The organism is Streptomyces sp. NPDC051684 (assembly GCF_044453445.1).
Lineage (GTDB): Bacteria > Actinomycetota > Actinomycetes > Streptomycetales > Streptomycetaceae > Streptomyces.
This window is the reverse complement of the sequence record NZ_JBITCS010000045.1, coordinates 1-15,812: the sequence shown is the minus strand read 5'-3', so window position 1 is coordinate 15,812 and position 15,812 is coordinate 1. Positions and strand designations below refer to the sequence as shown.

Below are 15,812 nucleotides of genomic sequence, written 5' to 3'. Positions count from 1 at the left end.
GGTCACGTGCCCTTTCCGGGTGTGGCGGTGCGGGTATCGAGTATGACGGTGTCACCGATGGCGTATCTGGCGAGCGCGGGCCGCGCACACACCGTGGCGCCCTCACGTGTGACAAGGCGCAGGCCTTCGAGCCGGGCGACCGCGCGCTCAACGAGTTCGGGTTCGGCTCCCGGTTCCTTCGCGGTCTTCGACCAGAAGCTGCCGTGCTCGGAGGCGAGTTCGCGTACGCGTGCGTGCAGCGAGGTCAGATCAACGGGCTCGTCCAGGGTGGCAAGGTGCTCGGCGAGGAGCAGGGTGATGTGCCCATGGGTGCCCTGCTCGGGCATGCGGAGGTCGGTGAGGTCGTCCTTCGGGTCGACCATCGCAATGCCCTCGGCCCGCGCCTCGGCGACAAGTCCGGTCAGTTCAGTGATCCTCGCAGTCAGAAAGGAGCGCTGTCGTGTCAGATACGACAACTCCGCATCGGTCAGTTCGTCGTAGTAGAGGACGGGGTCGTCGAGCAGACGGCGCGTGAGGGCATGGCGGATGGCTCGAAAGCGCAGGTCGTCGCTGTCGAGAGCGGTCTCCGCGGTCAACGCGGCCAATCGCTCGTCGAACGTGGCGGCTTTGACGAGTGAGGGCCCGTTGCGGGTGGCGAGCAGTCCGGCGAGCACGCGGCGCTCGACGTCGTACAGTACGTCCCCGGCTCCGTTGACGTACGCCTCCTCGTCGCCGGCGACCCGCCGCAGCACGCCGAGGCGCAACAACAGGCGGACGACGGCGGCGAGGTCCAGCCGCTCCTCACGCCGGTCCAGGGTGAACTCGATGCCGGTGGCGACGAGCTGGGGGTCGGCGGCATCGAGGACGATGTGGTCGGCGAGTCGCCCGAGCGCGATCTGCGCTTCCCCGCGCTCCAGGGCAGCGAGGGCCAGGCACAACAGGACGTAGCGGCGCCGGGTGAAGGGGCGGGCCGCCGCGTTCGGCTCCCGGGCGGGATGGGTGGCGTCGTGGCGGGTGCCGGGGCTCTTGCGCAGGCGGGCGGCCTGCGCATCGACCTGTAGCGCCCATCCGGTGTTGCGGTCGAACCAGTCCCGCAGATCGTCGGCGTGCCCGCGTACCAGCCGGAACTCGTCCGCATACGGGCCGGTGGCAAGCAGCAGCGGATCCTTCAGCAGGGCCCGCGCGGCCCGCTGGAAGTCGGCGGCGCGTTGTCCGTCGAGGACCTCGGCGGTGGCCGTGGTCATCCGGTGACTCCTTCCGTGGTGGTGTCCGGCCGGACGACCGTGAGATCGACGATCTCCACGAGGTGCTCCGGCCCGCGGAAGACTCCGTCCGGCGTGCGGATCTCGGCCTGTTGCGACTCACCCGGCAGGGCGGTGAGCCGAATCTCCATGGCCCCGTCGTTGCTGGTCGCGACGGTCCGTGTCATGCCGGGACGCCAGCTGGCGAGAGCGTCGCCCAGCAGCTGCAGGAAGAGTCCAAAGGCGAGTGGGTCGAGTTCACCGATCCGCGAAAGGGGTATCTCCCCGTCCGTCACGAGTCGGGCGCGCGCAGCGGCGGTCTGCGCGGACTGCTCCGCGGCGAGCGCCGCAAGGTGGCGTCGGGCGGCCGAGCGATCCTCGACCCTGCGCGCCTTGCCGCGCCGCTCGTAGCTGCCGGTGCGGCGCAGCTGAGGGCTGATCCGCAGCGGTGGTGCCTGCGCCCAGCTCGTCGCGGCGACGACGGGCTCGGCGGCCCGCTCGCCCACCGTGTCCGCGTCCACGGAAAGATGCCGGGCGGAGTAGAGACCGAAAGCGGTGCGCCACAACTGGTGACGTGCCGCGTCGTCGGGGGCCTCGGCGAACCAGCGGGCGAGCGTACGGAAGTCAGCCGACCGGTCCGAACGGCCGGCTCTCCGATCGTTCAACGACCTCACGACAGCGAGGAGCTGGGGTATCGCGCCGAGTGCCCGGCCACGCAGGAGCCGCGCCTGGGACTCACGCCCGGCGCCGGAGACAAACCAGGCCGCCAATCCGGCCCAGCGCCCGCTCCACCGCTCATGGGCCAGCTTCTCCGCCCGGTCCACCTCCTCCGGCGAGGCATCGCCCGCCTCGCGCGCCGCGGCCATCCGCAGCAGGGGTTCGACACGCCCCTCCAGCTCTCCGATGAGCTGGGCGATGCGCCCGCCGAGGGTGATCAGGTCCTGGACGAATCGCTGGAGGTATTCGATGAGCCGGTCCTTGTACGCGAGGAACACCTCGACCTCCACCCCGTGCAGGTCGATGGTGCTCTGCAGGGACCCCATGAACGCACGGGCGTTGTCGGCCAGCTCCGTGAACCGATGAGTGAGGGCACCCAACGTCAAATGCACCTTCGCCGGGTCACCGGCCCCCTCCTGCGCATCGGAGGCGAGGACGAGCAGGGCACGCAGCTGCGTGATGATGTCCTCCAAGGCGACAGCCTGAAGCGCGCCGCGCCGCCCGAGCGCGTCGTCGTACGCACGCAGCGCCTCCTCGGCAGCCTCGCCGGCACGGGTCAGCTGGTAGATGAACCGCTTGCGGTAGAAATCCTCGACGGCGGTGACGCGCGCGGTGTCGGGATCGGCACGCAGGTTCCCCCAGCGCACGAGGCGGTCGAGCGCCTGCCCGACCTGCTCGGCATCGCCGGGGCGCTGCTGGGCCGGCAGCATCCCCTGCACGTCCTCCGGCCGCAGGTGAACGGCGAAGCGCTCCTTCGCCTCGAGGAAGGTGCGCATGACGGCGCGGTAAAGCGGGGCGTTCGGCACGGTGAGGTGTGCGAAGGGCGAGTAGTCATCAGCGGCGGCGTGCGGTGGTCGTTCTTCGGTCATCGCCGCCCATTGTCCCCGACGACGACGGCACGTGAACGGGTAATCATCCCATCACAGCCGGTCAGAGACGCCGCGGCCCAGGCGTTGCCGGCGCGGTGGCGGTGACTACAGCATCCGGCGTACTCGTCCGGCCCCGATCCCAGGGTTTTCCCCGTGGCCCAGGGGTCCGGCCGGGTCCATCGTGGAGTCACGAAAGCACACGGGGGCTTTCGACACGGGGGATCCGACGGGGGAACAACGGGGAACCCACGGGGGATACGGGGGACGGGGGGTGCCCGGCGCGGGCACCCCCACTGTCTGTGCGCGCCGCCGGTCCGTTCGCGCTCCGGAGGCGAGGCGCTTCAGGGATGCGCCGACTCGCTGAGCAGTCGCACGAGTTGGGCCCGCCGGTGCACCCCCTCCAGCTTTCGGTAGATGTTGCCGAGGTGGAACTCGACCGTCTTGACGCTGAGGAAGAGCTGTTCCGCCGCTTCGTGGTTGGTGACACCGCGGCCCACGGCGAGCGCGACGCGCAGCTCCTGCGCGGTGAGGCCGTCGAGCGGCGTGGGGCCCGCGTCGACGCGGTCGCCGCCCGCGGCGTGCAGTTCGGCGGCGGCGCGGCCCGCCCAGCCGACCGCGCCGACGCGCTCGAACGCGGCCAGGGCCCGCTGCAACCGGCGCCGCGCCTCGCTGCGGCGGCCGAGGCGGCGCAGCAGCTCGCCGCACGCGAAGTCGGTACGGCCGCGCTCGAACGGGGCCTGGACGTCGGCGAGCTGGACCAGCGCGCGGTCCATGTGCCGCTCTACGTAAGCCGGTTCGAGCATGCCCCGGCAGCGGGCGGCGGCGGCCGCCGTGATGGGGCGCCTGCCGCGGCCCGCCTCGTGCTCCAGGACGCGCAGCACCTCGTACGCCTCGTCGGTGCGGTGGAGGTGGACGTAGGCCTCGGCGAGGTCGGCGGCCCAGGAGAGGTAGAGGCCGTCACCGCGGCCGTTGGCGAGGGAGAAGGCGCGCACCTCTTCCAGGTGGGCCGCCGCTTCCTCGTAGTGGCCCAGGCCGAGTTCGAGGAGGCCGAGCGCTCCGCGCGCGCGTGCCGCGTCCATGGGGAGCTCGGCGGCCGCGGCCAGGGAGCGGCACTGCGCCTCGTGGCGGCGGCAGTCCGCCTCCCTGCCCAGGACCGCTTCCGTACGGGTCTGCGCGGCCAGGGCGCGGCACACCTCGATGACGCGTCCGGTGTCCTCGCCGAGCCGGGCGGACTCGTCGGCGTGGGCGAGCGAGGCGGTCCACGCGCCGCGCCAGAACTCGACGACCGAGAGCGTGCCGAGGAGGTGGGCGAGGAGGCCGACCGTGCTGGAGGAGCGCGCGGCGTGCACCGCGCGGTCGAGCAGCGCGTGGCCCTGGTCCAGCTCCTCCGTGGCCAGGTAGCACAGGCCGCCGACGCCCGACACCGGGTAGGGGAAGGACAAGTCCGGTACGGCCAGGGGCTTTTCGAGCTCATGGAGCAGGGCGCGGCCCTCGTCCGCGTCGCCGCCGAGGAGTTCGACGAGCGCGTGCAGCAGGCGTACCGGCAGGGCCGCCGACGCGTCCCCGAACGCGTCCGCGAGCTGCATCGACTCGGCCGAGGTGGCGCGGGCCGCCGTGAGGTCGCCGATGGCGAGTTCGGTGAGGGTGATGCCGCCGAGCATGACGGCGGCGAGCACGGGGTCGACGCGGCGCGCCGCGTCGACGGCGGACCGCAGCTGCTCGCGCGCGCGGGCGGGGCGGCCGCGCTGGATGTCCACGTAGCAGCGCAGTTGGCGCAGGTCCAGGCGGGTGCGTTCGTGCGCGGCGTGGTCGAGGGCGCGGTCCAAGAGGTCCGCGGCCTCGTCGAGGGAGCCGGCCGCCTGGGCGGCGCGGGCGGCGGCGAGCAGGCGCCGCGCCTTGCCCTCGTCGTCGGGGGTGAAGCGGGCGGTGTGGGCGTACAGGCGGGCGGCGAGCGGGAAGGTGAGGCTGGCGGGGCCGCCGGACGCCGCCCTCGCGAGCGCGGCGGCGACGTCCTCGTCTGGGTCGGCGCCCGATTCGGACAGGTGCCAGGCATAGCGTTCCAGCGCGGCGGGGGCCCTGGCGCCCTGGAGGGCCCGCGCGACGGTGCGGTGGGCACGCCAGCGGCGGACGGCGTTGGCGCCGTGGTAGACGCCGGAACGGACCAGCGGGTGCCGGAAGATGTACGCGCCTTCCTCCACCGCCATCAGGCCCGCCCGCTCGGCCGGTTCGAGGTCCGCGTAGGTCAACTCGTGGGCGCGCAGCACCCGTTCGGTCCCGGCGAGCGGGCGGGGGCCGAGGACCGCGAGCAGCAGCATGGCCTCCCGGGTGGCGTCGGGGAGCCGGGTGATGGCGCTGTGGAAGGTGCGGGCGAGGATGTCGCCGATGGGCAGCGGGGCGCCGCTGTCCGGGCGGTGCCCGCCGTGGGCGAGCAGGGCGGGCAGCTCGACGAGTGCGAGGGGGTTGCCGCGGGCTTCGGACAGCAGCCACTGGACGTCGTGCGGCGGCAGCGGCCCGGCGGCCTCCTCGGCGACGAGTTCGCGCGCCGCCCCGGCGTCGAGCCCCTGGAGGCTCAGGGACTCGACGGGCGCGAGGCGGGACGCGGTCTCGTCGCTGTCACGGGTGGCGAAGAGGGCGACCACGCCCTCGCGGCCCAGGCGGCGGGTCGCGAAGGCGAGCGCGTCCAGAGAGTACCGGTCGAGCCACTGCGCGTCGTCCACGACGACCAGGACCGGCCCCGACTCGCTCACCGCGCCCAGCAGGCTGAGCGTCGCGGCGGCGACCGCGAACCGGTCCTGCGCGACGGCGGGTCCGAGGGCGAGCGCGCCGGTCAGGGCCGCGGCCTGCCGCTCGGGGATGCGGTCGAGGTGGTCGGTGACCGGCCGGAACAGGTCGGCGAGCCCCACGTACGGCAGTTCGCACTCGGACTCGATGCCCTGCGTGTGCAGCCGCGTGAGGTCTCGGGCGACGGACTCGGCGTACCCGAGCAGGCTGGTCTTCCCGATGCCCGCCTCGCCGCGGACCACCAGGGCGGCGCTGTGCCCGCTGCGCGCGCCGTCTACGAGGTCCGCGAGGCGCGCGCATTCCGCTGTACGACCCACCAGCATACGATCAGGGTAACCCGCGGTCACGTTGCGGCGGGAGCGGTCAACTGGCCGTTTCCTAGGTCGAGTTGCTTTCACCCGGCACCGTTCCTGCGCCACGGGCTCCGCCCCGGACCCCGCGCCTCAATCGCCGGCGGGGCTTGGAAATGCCCACCCGTCACGCCGCTTCCGCGACCTCGTCGCCGACTCCACCGAACTGCGTCCGGTACAACTCGGCGTACCGGCCACCCCGTACCACCAACTCCTCGTGCGTGCCCCGCTCCACGACCCGTCCGTCCTCCACCACGAGGATCTGGTCCGCGGAGCGGATCGTCGACAACCGGTGGGCGATGACGACCGCCGTCCGACCCTCCAGCGCCTCGGCGAGAGCCTCCTGCACGGCCGCCTCCGACGTGTTGTCGAGATGCGCGGTGGCCTCGTCGAGGATGACGACGCGCTGGCGGGCCAGGAGCAGCCGGGCGATGGTCATGCGCTGCCGCTCCCCGCCGGAGAGCCGGTAGCCGCGTTCCCCGACGACCGTGTCGAGCCCGTCCGGCAGCTCGCGGACGAGCGCGTCGAGCCGGGCCCGCGTCAGCACGTCCCACAGGTCGGCCTCACTCGCCTCCGGGCGGGCGAGCAGCAGGTTCGCGCGGATACTGTCGTGGAAGAGGTGTCCGTCCTGCGTGACCATGCCGAGGGTGGCGCGCAGCGAGACGGCGCTGGTGTCGCGCACGTCGAGACCTCCGATGCGGACGGTCCCGCCATCGGTGTCGTAGAGCCGCGGCAGCAGCGACGCGATGGTCGACTTGCCGGCCCCGGACGAACCGACGAGCGCCACCGTCTGCCCGGGTTCGGCCCGGAAGGAGACCCCGTGGAGAACCTCCGCGCCGCCACGCGTGTCGAGGGAGGCGACCTCTTCGAGCGAGGCCAGCGACACCTTGTCGGCGGACGGGTAGCCGAACCGCACGTCGTCGAACTCGACGGCGACAGGACCCTCCGGGATCTCCCGGGCGTCGGGCTTCTCGTCGATGAGGGGCTTGAGGTCGAGCACTTCGAAGACCCGCTCGAAGCTGACGAGCGCGCTCATGACCTCGACGCGGGCGCCGGCGAGCGAGGTCAGTGGCGCGTACAGACGGGTCAGCAGCAGGGCCAGGGAGACGACGGCGCCCGCCTTCAGGGTGCCGGTGAGCGCGAAGTAGCCGCCGAGGCCGTACACCAGGGCAAGGGCGAGGGCCGAGACGAGGGTGAGCGCGGTGATGAACGCCGACTGCGCCATGGCGGTGCGTACGCCGATGTCGCGGACCCGCCGCGCGCGCTCCGCGAACTCGGCCGACTCGTCGCCGGGCCGCCCGAACAGCTTGATCAGCGTCGCGCCGGGCGCGGAGAACCGCTCGGTCATCCGCGTCCCCATGGCCGCGTTGTGCGCGGCGGCCTCGCGCTGGAGGCGGGCCATGCGGGAGCCCATGCGGCGGGCGGGGAACACGAAGACCGGCAGGAGGACGAGGGCGAGCAGCGTGATCTGCCAGGACAGCGTCAGCATGACCGCCAGGGTCAGGATCAGCGTGACCACGTTGCCGACCACCCCCGACAGCGTGTTGCTGAAGGCCCGCTGCGCGCCGATCACGTCGTTGTTGAGCCGGCTGACCAGGGCTCCCGTGCGGGTCCTGGTGAAGAAGGCGACGGGCATGCGCTGTACGTGGTCGAAGACGGCCGTTCGCAGGTCGAGGATGAGGCTTTCGCCGAGGTTCGCCGAGAGCCAGCGGGCCAGGAGTCCGAGGCCCGCCTCCGCGAGGGCGATGGCCGCGATGAGGAGGGCGAGGCGGATGACGTGGGCCTCGTCGTGGCCGCCGACGATCGCGTTGACGACCGTGCCCGCGAGCATCGGCGTCGCCACCGCGAGCAGCGCGGTCAGGATGCTCAGGAACACGAACTGGGCGATGCGACGCCGGTGCGGCCGGGCGAAGACGGCGATCCTGCGCAGGGTCGCGCGGGCGAAGGGACGGCCCTTGGGCCCGCCGTCCTGGGCATTCATGACGCTGTGCAGCTGCGTCCAGGCTGTGGTCTCCATGCTCATGCCGATGACGGTAGAACCTCAACCAATCTTGAGGTCAAGGCTTCACGCCGATCGCGATGTCGCACGAACGCCGACACCCCCGTCGCACCTCTTGACCCTTGAGTAACCGGAACGTAACTTCGCTTCAATTCTTGTGCCCATTACACGAGTTGTGGGCCCCGCACGATCGGGAAGCGAAGGCATGCCGGAGCTGCGCAGACGTACCCTGCTGTCCGCCATCGGTGTCACCACGGCCGCGGGCGCCGTCACCACCAGCCAGACCGCCACCGCACACGCGGCCACGACGGACACCGCCGCGCCGCCCGCGCGCCACGAGGGCAAGGTCCGGGCCCTCCTCGCGCGTATGACTCTCGAAGAGAAGCTGGGCCAGCTCCAGCAGCTGCCCTGGTCCTACGACCTCAACCCGGGCTCCGGCACGACGAAGGCCGTCGAGGACGCGGCGCGGGCCGGGCGGGTCGGCTCCGTGTTCAGCATCTTCGGCGTCAAGACCACGAACGAGCTGCAGCGCCTCGCGGTCGAGGAGTCCCGGCTCGGCATCCCGCTGCTGTTCGGCCTCGACGTCATCCACGGCTTCTGGACCAACTTCCCCATCCCGCTCGCCCAGGCGGCCAGCTTCGACCCGAGCGTGGCCCGCTCGGACGCGGAGGTGTCGGCCAAGGAGGCCCGCTCCAACGGCGTGCACTGGACGTTCGCCCCCATGATGGACGTCACCCACGAGCCGCGCTGGGGCCGCATCGCCGAGGGCAACGGCGAGGACCCGTATCTGACCGCGAAGTTCGCGGCGGCCAAGGTCAAGGGCTACCAGGGCTCCGGGTACGGATCGAAGGACACCGTCGCCGCCTGCGCCAAGCACTTCGTCGCGTACGGCGGCGCGGAGGGTGGCCGCGACTACAACACGGTCGACGTGTCCGAGTCCCGCCTGCGCAACCTCTATCTCCCACCGTTCAAGGCGGCGTTGGACGCGGGCGTCGCCACGGTGATGGCCTCCTTCAACACCATCAGCGGCGTCCCGGCGCACGGCAATCCACACACGCTCACCGACATCCTCAAGAAGGAGTGGGCGTTCGACGGGCTGGTTGTCAGCGACTACACGGGCGTTCAGGAGCTGATCGCGCACGGCTTCGCCGAGGACGGCGCGGACGCGGCACGGCTCGCCCTCAACGCCGGCGTCGACATGGAGATGACCAGCACCAACCTCCTCACCAACGGCAAGAAGCTGGTGCGCGCCGGGAAGATCCAGGAGCGGCGGATCGACGACGCGGTGGCGCGCGTGCTCCGCCTCAAGTACGACCTCGGCCTGTTCGACGACCCGTACGTGGCGGAGTCCAAGGCGATCGACGCCCCCTCGGCGGACGCCCGCAAGGCCGCGCGCACGGCGGCGTCCCGCTCGATGGTCCTGCTCAAGAACGAGAGTGCCGCCCTCCCACTCAAGAAGTCGGCCGGCTCCCTCGCCGTGGTGGGCCCGTTCGCGGACTCCTCCGACCTGCTGGGTACGTGGGTGGTGCCCGCGTCGGCCGAGAAGTTCCCTTCGGTCAAGGTGCTCGACGCGGTCAAGAAGGTGGCTCCCGGCGCCAAGGTCACGTACGCGCGCGGCGTCGACCCGGAGGGCAAGGACACGGACGGCATCCCGGACGCGGTGGCCGCCGCCAAGGCCGCCGACGTCACGGTCGTGGTCGTCGGCGAGCCGCCGTCGATGAGCGGCGAGGCGGCGGCCCGCAGCGACATCTCGCTGCCGGGCGCGCAGGAGAAGCTGATCACGGCCGTCGCCGCGACCGGCAAGCCGTTCGTGGTGGTCCTGGTGGGCGGCCGTCCGTTCACCGTCGGCGACTGGCTGGACAGCGCGCCTGCCGTCCTGGAGGCGTGGCACCCCGGCATCGAGGCGGGCAACGCCATCGCGGACGTCCTGTTCGGCGAGGTGAACCCGGGCGGCAAGCTGCCGGTGTCCTTCCCGCGCACGACCGGGCAGATCCCGATCCACTACAACCACGAGTCGACGGGCCGCCCGTACGACAAGGACAACAAGTACACGTCGAAGTACCTGGACCTGCCGCCGACCCCGCAGTTCCCCTTCGGGTACGGCCTCAGCTACACGACGTTCGCGTTCGGAACCCCGAAGCTGAGCCGCTCCTCGATCTCGGCGGCCGCCCTGCGCAAGGGAGACACCTTCGAGGTCTCGGTGGAGGTCCGCAACACCGGTTCGCGCTCCGGTGACGAGGTCGCGCAGCTGTACGTGCGCGATGTCGCGGCCTCGCTGACCCAACCGGTGCGCAGGCTGCGCGGGTTCAAGCGGGTCACGCTGGACGCGGGCGCGTCGACGACGGTCCGCTTCCAGCTCGGCGCGGAGGACCTGGGCTTCTGGACGAACGACTCCAGCGGCGAATTCCGGATCGAGGAGGGGTCGTTCGAGCTGTACGTCGGAAACAGCTCGACGGCGGATGCCAAGCTGAAGCTCACCGTCAGCTAGTCGACCGGCTCGGCCCGGCCGGGCCTTCCGATGCGAAAGGTTCTCGCCATGTCGTCGTCACCGTCCGTCCGCGTGGAGCGTGAAGGTCCGGTCACCACGGTCGTCCTGTCCCGCCCCGAGTCCCGCAACGCGGTCGACGGGCCGACGGCTGACCAACTGGCCGACGCCTTCCGCGCGTTCGAGGCGGACGACGCGGCACGGGTCGCCGTGCTGTGGGGCGAGGGCGGCACGTTCTGCGCGGGCGCCGACCTCAAGGCGATCGGCACGGAGCGCGGGAACCGGGTCGCGGAGGACGGCGACGGGCCGATGGGCCCGAGCCGCCTGCGCCTGACGAAGCCCGTCATCGCGGCCGTGGCCGGACACGCGGTGGCGGGCGGCCTCGAACTCGCCCTCTGGTGCGATCTGCGGGTCGCCGAGGAGGACGCGGTGTTCGGTGTCTTCTGCCGCCGCTGGGGCGTGCCGCTCATCGACGGCGGCACGGTCCGCCTCCCCCGCCTCATCGGCGAGAGCCGCGCGAGCGACCTGATCCTGACCGGCCGCCCCGTCCAGGCGCGGGAGGCGTACGAGATCGGCCTCGCGAACCGCCTCGTGCCGCGCGGCGGTTCCCGTGCGGCGGCGGAGGAACTGGCCACGCAGATCGCCGCCTTCCCGCAGGACTGCCTGCGCAGCGACCGGGCGTCCCTGCGCGAGCAGCACGGGCAGGGCGAGGAGGCGGCGATGAACACCGAACTCCGTTACGGAATGCGTGTGTTGGCCGGGGCACTGGAGGGCGCGGGCCGGTTCGCGGCGGGAGCGGGACGGCACGGGACGTTCGAGAACCCGAGCTGAAGACCCGCGTGTATCACCCGAGCTCAAGAGTCGTCACGCCGAAGACCCGCTCCCCGGCGAACTGCCGGACCGGCCCCGTGTACATCCGGGCCGTCTCGAACCCCGGATCCAACCCCCGCTCCTCGGCGAGCGCGACGCCCGCCGGGTTGGACGCCGGAACGTCGAGGCAGGCCGGTCGCCCCGCGGGGCCGGCGCGTCGAACAAAGCGCGCGCGTCCTCCGGTACGTCCGCGAACAGCGGCCCGATCCGCGGGATGTCGTGCGCCTCGCGCAGCACGCCGTACCCGGTGACACGACCATCGACGACGCGGGCGCGGACCACGTGCCCCTCCGTGGTCAGCCACGACTCCAGGAAACGGGGCCGGTCCGCCGGCCAGCAGCCACGGTCGTACGCGAGGAGGGACGCCAGATCACCTTCGACCGGCACGACGCCGCCCGCCGACCCTGCCGTAACACCGGTGGCGATTCCACTGAACCGCACGGTGCGATGGGCGAGTTCGAAGCCCGACTTGCGGTAGTTGCCCTGCTGGGCGACGACACCGTCGAGCCCGACGGTGCGCCCACCCGCATGCGCGAGCCCCGCCGTCCAGGTCGCGATCCCGTACCCGCGGCCGCGCAGGTCGGGCCGGACGAGACAGCAGCCCAAGAAGGCATACGCGTCCCCGTAGTTGACGACGGACACGGCGGACACCGGTTCGCCGTCGATCCGGCCGAGGAAGAACCCGTCGGGATCCTGGGCGAAGAAGCTGACTCCGTCGGCCGCACCGGGGTTCCAGCCCTCGTCGGCGGCCCAGCCGCGGATCACCGGCCAGTCGTCGAACTCGGCCCGGCGGATGTCGAGGCGTGCGGGACGCCGGGGGACGTCACTCATGCGCGGTACTCCCGTCTCAGATCCACTCCGACTCGTCATCCTCTCCCATAACGGGCGCACACTTCGCACACATACGGCAGGATGCTCGTGCACACGCTCGAACACCGCCGATCGAACACCGATGACCGAACATCGCTGACCGAATCTCGCTGGTCGACAAGGGAGTTGCAGCCACCCATGCCCTCGACGCCCGACACGTCCCCCACCCCGCCGCGCATCGACACCAGCAGGCCGCACCCGGCGCGCGTGTACGACTGGTACCTCGGCGGCAAGGACAACTACCCGGTGGACGAGGAGCTCGGCCGCCGGATCACCACGCTGGAGCCGACCGCCAAGTACGCCGCACGGCACAACCGTTGGTTCATGCACCGCGCGACCCGGATGCTCGCCGCACGCGGCGGCGTGAGGCAGTTCCTCGACATCGGCACCGGCATCCCGACCGAGCCGAACCTGCACCGCATCGCCCAACTCGCGGCCCCCGAGGCGATCGTCGTGTACGTCGACAACGACCCGATCGTGCTGCGGCACGCGGAGGCACTGCTGCGCGGCACGCCGGAGGGCGTCACCCGCTACGTCCAGGCCGACGCCCGCGAACCGGACAGGATCATCGAACTGGCCCGGGAGATCCTGGACTTCGAGCGCCCGATCGCGGTGTCGCTGATCGCGCTGCTGCACTTCATCCCGGACGACCAGGGCGCGTACGACATCGTGCGCACGTTCGTCGACGCGCTGCCGTCGGGCAGCCATCTGGTCCTGTCCCATGTGGCCGCGGACTACGACCCGTCGCGCACTCAGCAGGCGATCGACATGTACGCGGCCGGCGGGGTCACGCTCGCGCCGCGCACACACGAGGAGATGACGAAGTTCTTCACGGGCGCCGGACTCGACATCGTGGACCCCGGCGTGGTCTGGCTCCCCGACTGGCACCCGGAGTTGGCCGTCGACGAGGACCGGGACGGGTCGCCGGTGCCGATGTACGGGGCGGTGGGCCGCAAGGCCTGAAGTGACGTACGGGGACGGGTGACTTGAGCGGGACAGGAGTCATGTCGCCGACAGGCATGACGAAACTCACACATGGCGATAGCCACGTGACGGACCGCAGCGAATAGGCGTACGGATCCCCTACGCTCTTTCACATGTCCGCCATCCGAGCCCCACGCACCGTACGGTCCGCCGACGTGGTCAACGAGCAGATTCGTGACCTGTGGGCGCGCACGGGTGGGCACCTGAACCCCGAGGACCGCGCCGAGTACGAGTCGCTGGTCACGGAGTGGGCGGCCGCGGTCGACGGCGGGGTCGCGCAGCGGGCATAGCCCGCTCCGCGACCGTTCCCGCGGTCAGGACTGCGGACGAGAGCCGTGATTCGCCGCGTGCTTGCGGCGCGCCTTCTTCTTCCGACGACGCTTCGAGGACATGGGACCTCCCGGGGAGGAGTGGGGCATTTCACCCACAACCCTTCCACAGGGGGCATCCGGCCGCGATCGGAGCCGTGCGGCCCGTCACAGGACGGGGTGGGCATCCGGCGGCAGCTCAAGGGGCGGGGCGCTCTCGTCCGGGTAGGCGGCCTGGTGGGCCGCGGTACGGATGTGCAGGGCCTGCTGGCGGGCCCGCCGGGACCGGTCGCGGTGCCCCTCGGCGTCCGTCTCGTCACTCTGGGCAAGGCGCTCGTGGTGCCGGGCCACCATGTCGTGCGCGTCGGCCAGCCTGGCGGCGGCGGTGAGGTACCGCGCGTGCAGCTGCTGCACATAGATGTCCAGGTTGTCCTGCCGCGACGAAGCCGGGGCGTCGAGCAGCCGGTCCGAGGTCGCGATCTCCTGCTGAACCGCCCAGTCCTCGCGGGCTTTGCGGGCCTCCACGCGCGCCACGTTGGCGTCGGCGCGCGCCATCCGGGCGTGACTGGCGGCGAGCAGGGCCCGCGCCCTCTCGCTCGCTTCCTGTGAACGCTGCAGCAGGCTGGGCACCGCCTCGCCGAGGCTGCGAGCCTGCCGGTCGGTGTGCGCCTCCCGAACGTTCAGGTCCCTCTCACGCTCGTCGGCACCGACCTCACGCTCGTCGGCGGTGGTCTCACGCCGATCCGCGGTCGCCTCGCGCGCATCGGCTTGACGCTCGCGCTCGTCGGCCTGGCGGTCCCGCTCGTCGGCCTGGCGGTCCCGCTCGACGCCGGCGTCCGCCAAGGGGCCGATCACATCACTGAAGGCAGAAGGATCTAGAGGCTCGCTTCCCACATTTCCAGTATTCCGCCGCTGCGCTCCGTAATCAAGGCACATCCGGTAGTGACCGGTTCCGCAACCCAGGCGGCGTCGGCGCGCCCGAGCTGCGGTACATCGCCTGGAGGTCCAGTTCGAGGTCGACCGCGGGGCCGACCACGGCGATGCCCGCGGCGAGCAAGCCCCGCACAACTACGCTTTGCGCGCCGCTCCTTCGGCACATGGATCGGTATATGCCGCCTCTAGGTATCGCCTGGCTCACTGTCAGTGGCTGCACCTAAGCTCCTCCACATGACCCCCACCCATCCGTCTGGCGCCGCGCGGTCTGCCGCCGAGCTCAACGAGCAGATCCGCGGCCTAATGCTGCGAAGCGGCGGCCGGTTGAGTGCCGAGCAGCGCACCGAGTACGAGGTACTCATCATCGAGTGGGCGGCGGCAGTGCGCGGGGAGATCGTAAAGGCCGCTTGACGTCCACTCGTGAGCGACGAGCGACAGCCGAGTCGAGGCCGGTGTCGCAGGGCCGGGCGCCGCTCCGTTCGTGAACGGGTAGCGCGAAGGGCCGTCACCCGTCGACTCCGGCCTTCCCGTCCAGTAATCACCCGCACGCCACGGACGATGGACGCGATCCCGCACGACGTTTACATTTCACGCTTTCATCACAACTCCGTCACCCGTCTACCATGTTTGCTACATCCGCCCTTACCGTCATGTGCCACCGCACATCACTTGGGGGGACTCATGTCGTACAACCAACCGCCGCCACAGCAGCCGCCGTTCCATGGCCCCGTGCCTCCGGGGCCCGTGATCCCGGGACCGGGCTTCCCGCCGCCTTCGAGCGGCCCTAAGTGGGCGAAGAAGCGGTTCGTGATTCCCGCCGCGTTCGTGATCCTTTTCATCGGTGTCGGAATCGGCGCATCCGGTGGCGGTGAGGAGAAGACGGCCGCGTCCACGAAGCCTGCTCCGACGGTCACGGTGACGAAGAGCGCCCCGACCAAGGACGGCAAGGCGAAGCCGGCGCCGACCGTGACGGTCACGAAGACGGCCAAGCCGAAGGCCGCAGCCCCCGCAAAGAAGCCCGCAGAAAAACCGTCCGAAGACGAGGCCCCGTCGGGGAGGGTCGTCTTCAAGGTGTGGGGATCTGCCCCGGCAGGCGTCAACACGACGTACGGCAGCGACAGCGACAGCCGGGACGGCTCAGGCCTGCCCATGACGAAGACGCTGTCCGTCAACGACGATGCCCTCTACTTCCATGTGTCGGCGCAGTTGCAGGGTGGCGGGGACATCAACTGTTCCGTCACGGTCGACGGCCACACGAAGAAGGGGCACGCGTCCGGCAGCTACAACATCTGCACGGCGCAGGTGAACAGCAACTTCACGGGCGGCTGGGACTAGGTCGTGTCCGCAAAGTGGTTGGCGCGTTGGTGTTTTCGTGGTGCGTCGTCATGAGCTGACTGATCAGGCCTGGGTGGTCGTTGAGCCGTTG

11 protein-coding genes and 1 pseudogene are annotated in these 15,812 nt (G+C 71.3%); 6 read left to right on the top strand and 6 right to left on the bottom strand.

From position 1 onward, the window contains the following. Positions 1 to 2: 2 nt before the first annotated feature. The 4 genes from ACIA8D_RS36110 to ACIA8D_RS36095 all read right to left on the bottom strand — a co-directional run bounded on the left by ACIA8D_RS36110 (position 3) and on the right by ACIA8D_RS36095 (position 7,954). Positions 3 to 1,223 (bottom strand): TIGR02678 family protein, encoded by a 1,221-nt coding sequence (locus ACIA8D_RS36110; protein ID WP_399238666.1) that lies wholly within the window; start codon positions 1,221 to 1,223, stop codon positions 3 to 5. Beyond that, a complete protein-coding gene (locus tag ACIA8D_RS36105) occupies positions 1,220 to 2,806 on the bottom strand; it encodes a TIGR02677 family protein (RefSeq protein ID WP_399238664.1) in 1,587 nt (528 codons plus the stop codon). Before ACIA8D_RS36105 ends, ACIA8D_RS36110 begins: the two co-directional genes overlap by 4 nt. Positions 2,807 to 3,147: 341 nt before the next feature. Next, complete coding sequence (locus ACIA8D_RS36100) at positions 3,148 to 5,910, bottom strand: AAA family ATPase (RefSeq protein ID WP_399238662.1); 2,763 nt, start codon at positions 5,908 to 5,910, stop codon at positions 3,148 to 3,150. Positions 5,911 to 6,064: 154 nt separating this feature from the next. Next, positions 6,065 to 7,954 (bottom strand): ABC transporter ATP-binding protein, encoded by a 1,890-nt coding sequence (locus tag ACIA8D_RS36095; RefSeq protein WP_399238741.1) that lies wholly within the window; start codon positions 7,952 to 7,954, stop codon positions 6,065 to 6,067. A gap of 187 nt (positions 7,955 to 8,141) precedes the next feature. On the opposite strand from ACIA8D_RS36095, the gene bglX reads away from it, so the two are divergent. Together bglX and ACIA8D_RS36085 are read left to right on the top strand one after the other, a co-directional pair. Next, positions 8,142 to 10,424: a beta-glucosidase BglX gene (bglX, locus tag ACIA8D_RS36090; protein ID WP_399238660.1), complete on the top strand. Its 2,283-nt coding sequence runs from the start codon at positions 8,142 to 8,144 to the stop codon at positions 10,422 to 10,424. Positions 10,425 to 10,472: 48 nt separating this feature from the next. Continuing rightward, complete coding sequence (locus ACIA8D_RS36085; protein ID WP_399238658.1) at positions 10,473 to 11,252, top strand: crotonase/enoyl-CoA hydratase family protein; 780 nt, start codon at positions 10,473 to 10,475, stop codon at positions 11,250 to 11,252. Positions 11,253 to 11,265: 13 nt separating this feature from the next. Here ACIA8D_RS36085 and ACIA8D_RS36080 read toward each other — a convergent pair. Further along, positions 11,266 to 12,122, bottom strand: a pseudogene (locus ACIA8D_RS36080) (GNAT family N-acetyltransferase). A gap of 177 nt (positions 12,123 to 12,299) precedes the next feature. Between ACIA8D_RS36080 and ACIA8D_RS36075 the strand changes: the two are divergent. Then, complete coding sequence (locus ACIA8D_RS36075) at positions 12,300 to 13,124, top strand: SAM-dependent methyltransferase (protein ID WP_399238656.1); 825 nt, start codon at positions 12,300 to 12,302, stop codon at positions 13,122 to 13,124. A gap of 134 nt (positions 13,125 to 13,258) precedes the next feature. After that, complete coding sequence (locus ACIA8D_RS36070; protein WP_399238653.1) at positions 13,259 to 13,435, top strand: hypothetical protein; 177 nt, start codon at positions 13,259 to 13,261, stop codon at positions 13,433 to 13,435. Positions 13,436 to 13,621: 186 nt separating this feature from the next. Here the strand turns inward: ACIA8D_RS36070 and ACIA8D_RS36065 are convergent, their stop codons facing one another. After that, positions 13,622 to 14,296 carry a hypothetical protein gene (locus tag ACIA8D_RS36065; RefSeq protein WP_399238651.1) on the bottom strand — a complete coding sequence of 225 codons (675 nt, stop codon included), beginning with the start codon at positions 14,294 to 14,296 and terminating at the stop codon, positions 13,622 to 13,624. A 324-nt stretch (positions 14,297 to 14,620) separates the two neighbouring features. Between ACIA8D_RS36065 and ACIA8D_RS36060 the strand changes: the two genes are divergently transcribed. Together ACIA8D_RS36060 and ACIA8D_RS36055 are read left to right on the top strand one after the other, a co-directional pair. Then, entirely contained in the window at positions 14,621 to 14,797 is a 177-nt protein-coding gene (locus ACIA8D_RS36060; protein WP_399238648.1) for a hypothetical protein, read from the top strand. 396 nt (positions 14,798 to 15,193) lie between these two features. Beyond that, the gene (locus ACIA8D_RS36055) at positions 15,194 to 15,721 is read left to right on the top strand and encodes a hypothetical protein (RefSeq protein WP_399238646.1); all 528 of its coding nucleotides are present in this window, start codon (positions 15,194 to 15,196) and stop codon (positions 15,719 to 15,721) included. Positions 15,722 to 15,812 lie beyond the last annotated feature (91 nt).

Excerpts from the sequence above, each read along its gene's own strand:
- ACIA8D_RS36110 (WP_399238666.1), bottom strand. The coding sequence starts at position 1,223 with ATGACCACGGCCACCGCCGAGGTCCTCGACGGACAACGCGCCGCCGAC.
- ACIA8D_RS36105 (WP_399238664.1), bottom strand. The coding sequence starts at position 2,806 with ATGACCGAAGAACGACCACCGCACGCCGCCGCTGATGACTACTCGCCC.
- ACIA8D_RS36100 (WP_399238662.1), bottom strand. The coding sequence starts at position 5,910 with ATGCTGGTGGGTCGTACAGCGGAATGCGCGCGCCTCGCGGACCTCGTA.
- ACIA8D_RS36095 (WP_399238741.1), bottom strand. The coding sequence starts at position 7,954 with ATGGAGACCACAGCCTGGACGCAGCTGCACAGCGTCATGAATGCCCAG.
- bglX (WP_399238660.1), top strand. The coding sequence starts at position 8,142 with ATGCCGGAGCTGCGCAGACGTACCCTGCTGTCCGCCATCGGTGTCACC.
- ACIA8D_RS36085 (WP_399238658.1), top strand. The coding sequence starts at position 10,473 with ATGTCGTCGTCACCGTCCGTCCGCGTGGAGCGTGAAGGTCCGGTCACC.
- ACIA8D_RS36075 (WP_399238656.1), top strand. The coding sequence starts at position 12,300 with ATGCCCTCGACGCCCGACACGTCCCCCACCCCGCCGCGCATCGACACC.
- ACIA8D_RS36070 (WP_399238653.1), top strand. The coding sequence starts at position 13,259 with ATGTCCGCCATCCGAGCCCCACGCACCGTACGGTCCGCCGACGTGGTC.
- ACIA8D_RS36060 (WP_399238648.1), top strand. The coding sequence starts at position 14,621 with ATGACCCCCACCCATCCGTCTGGCGCCGCGCGGTCTGCCGCCGAGCTC.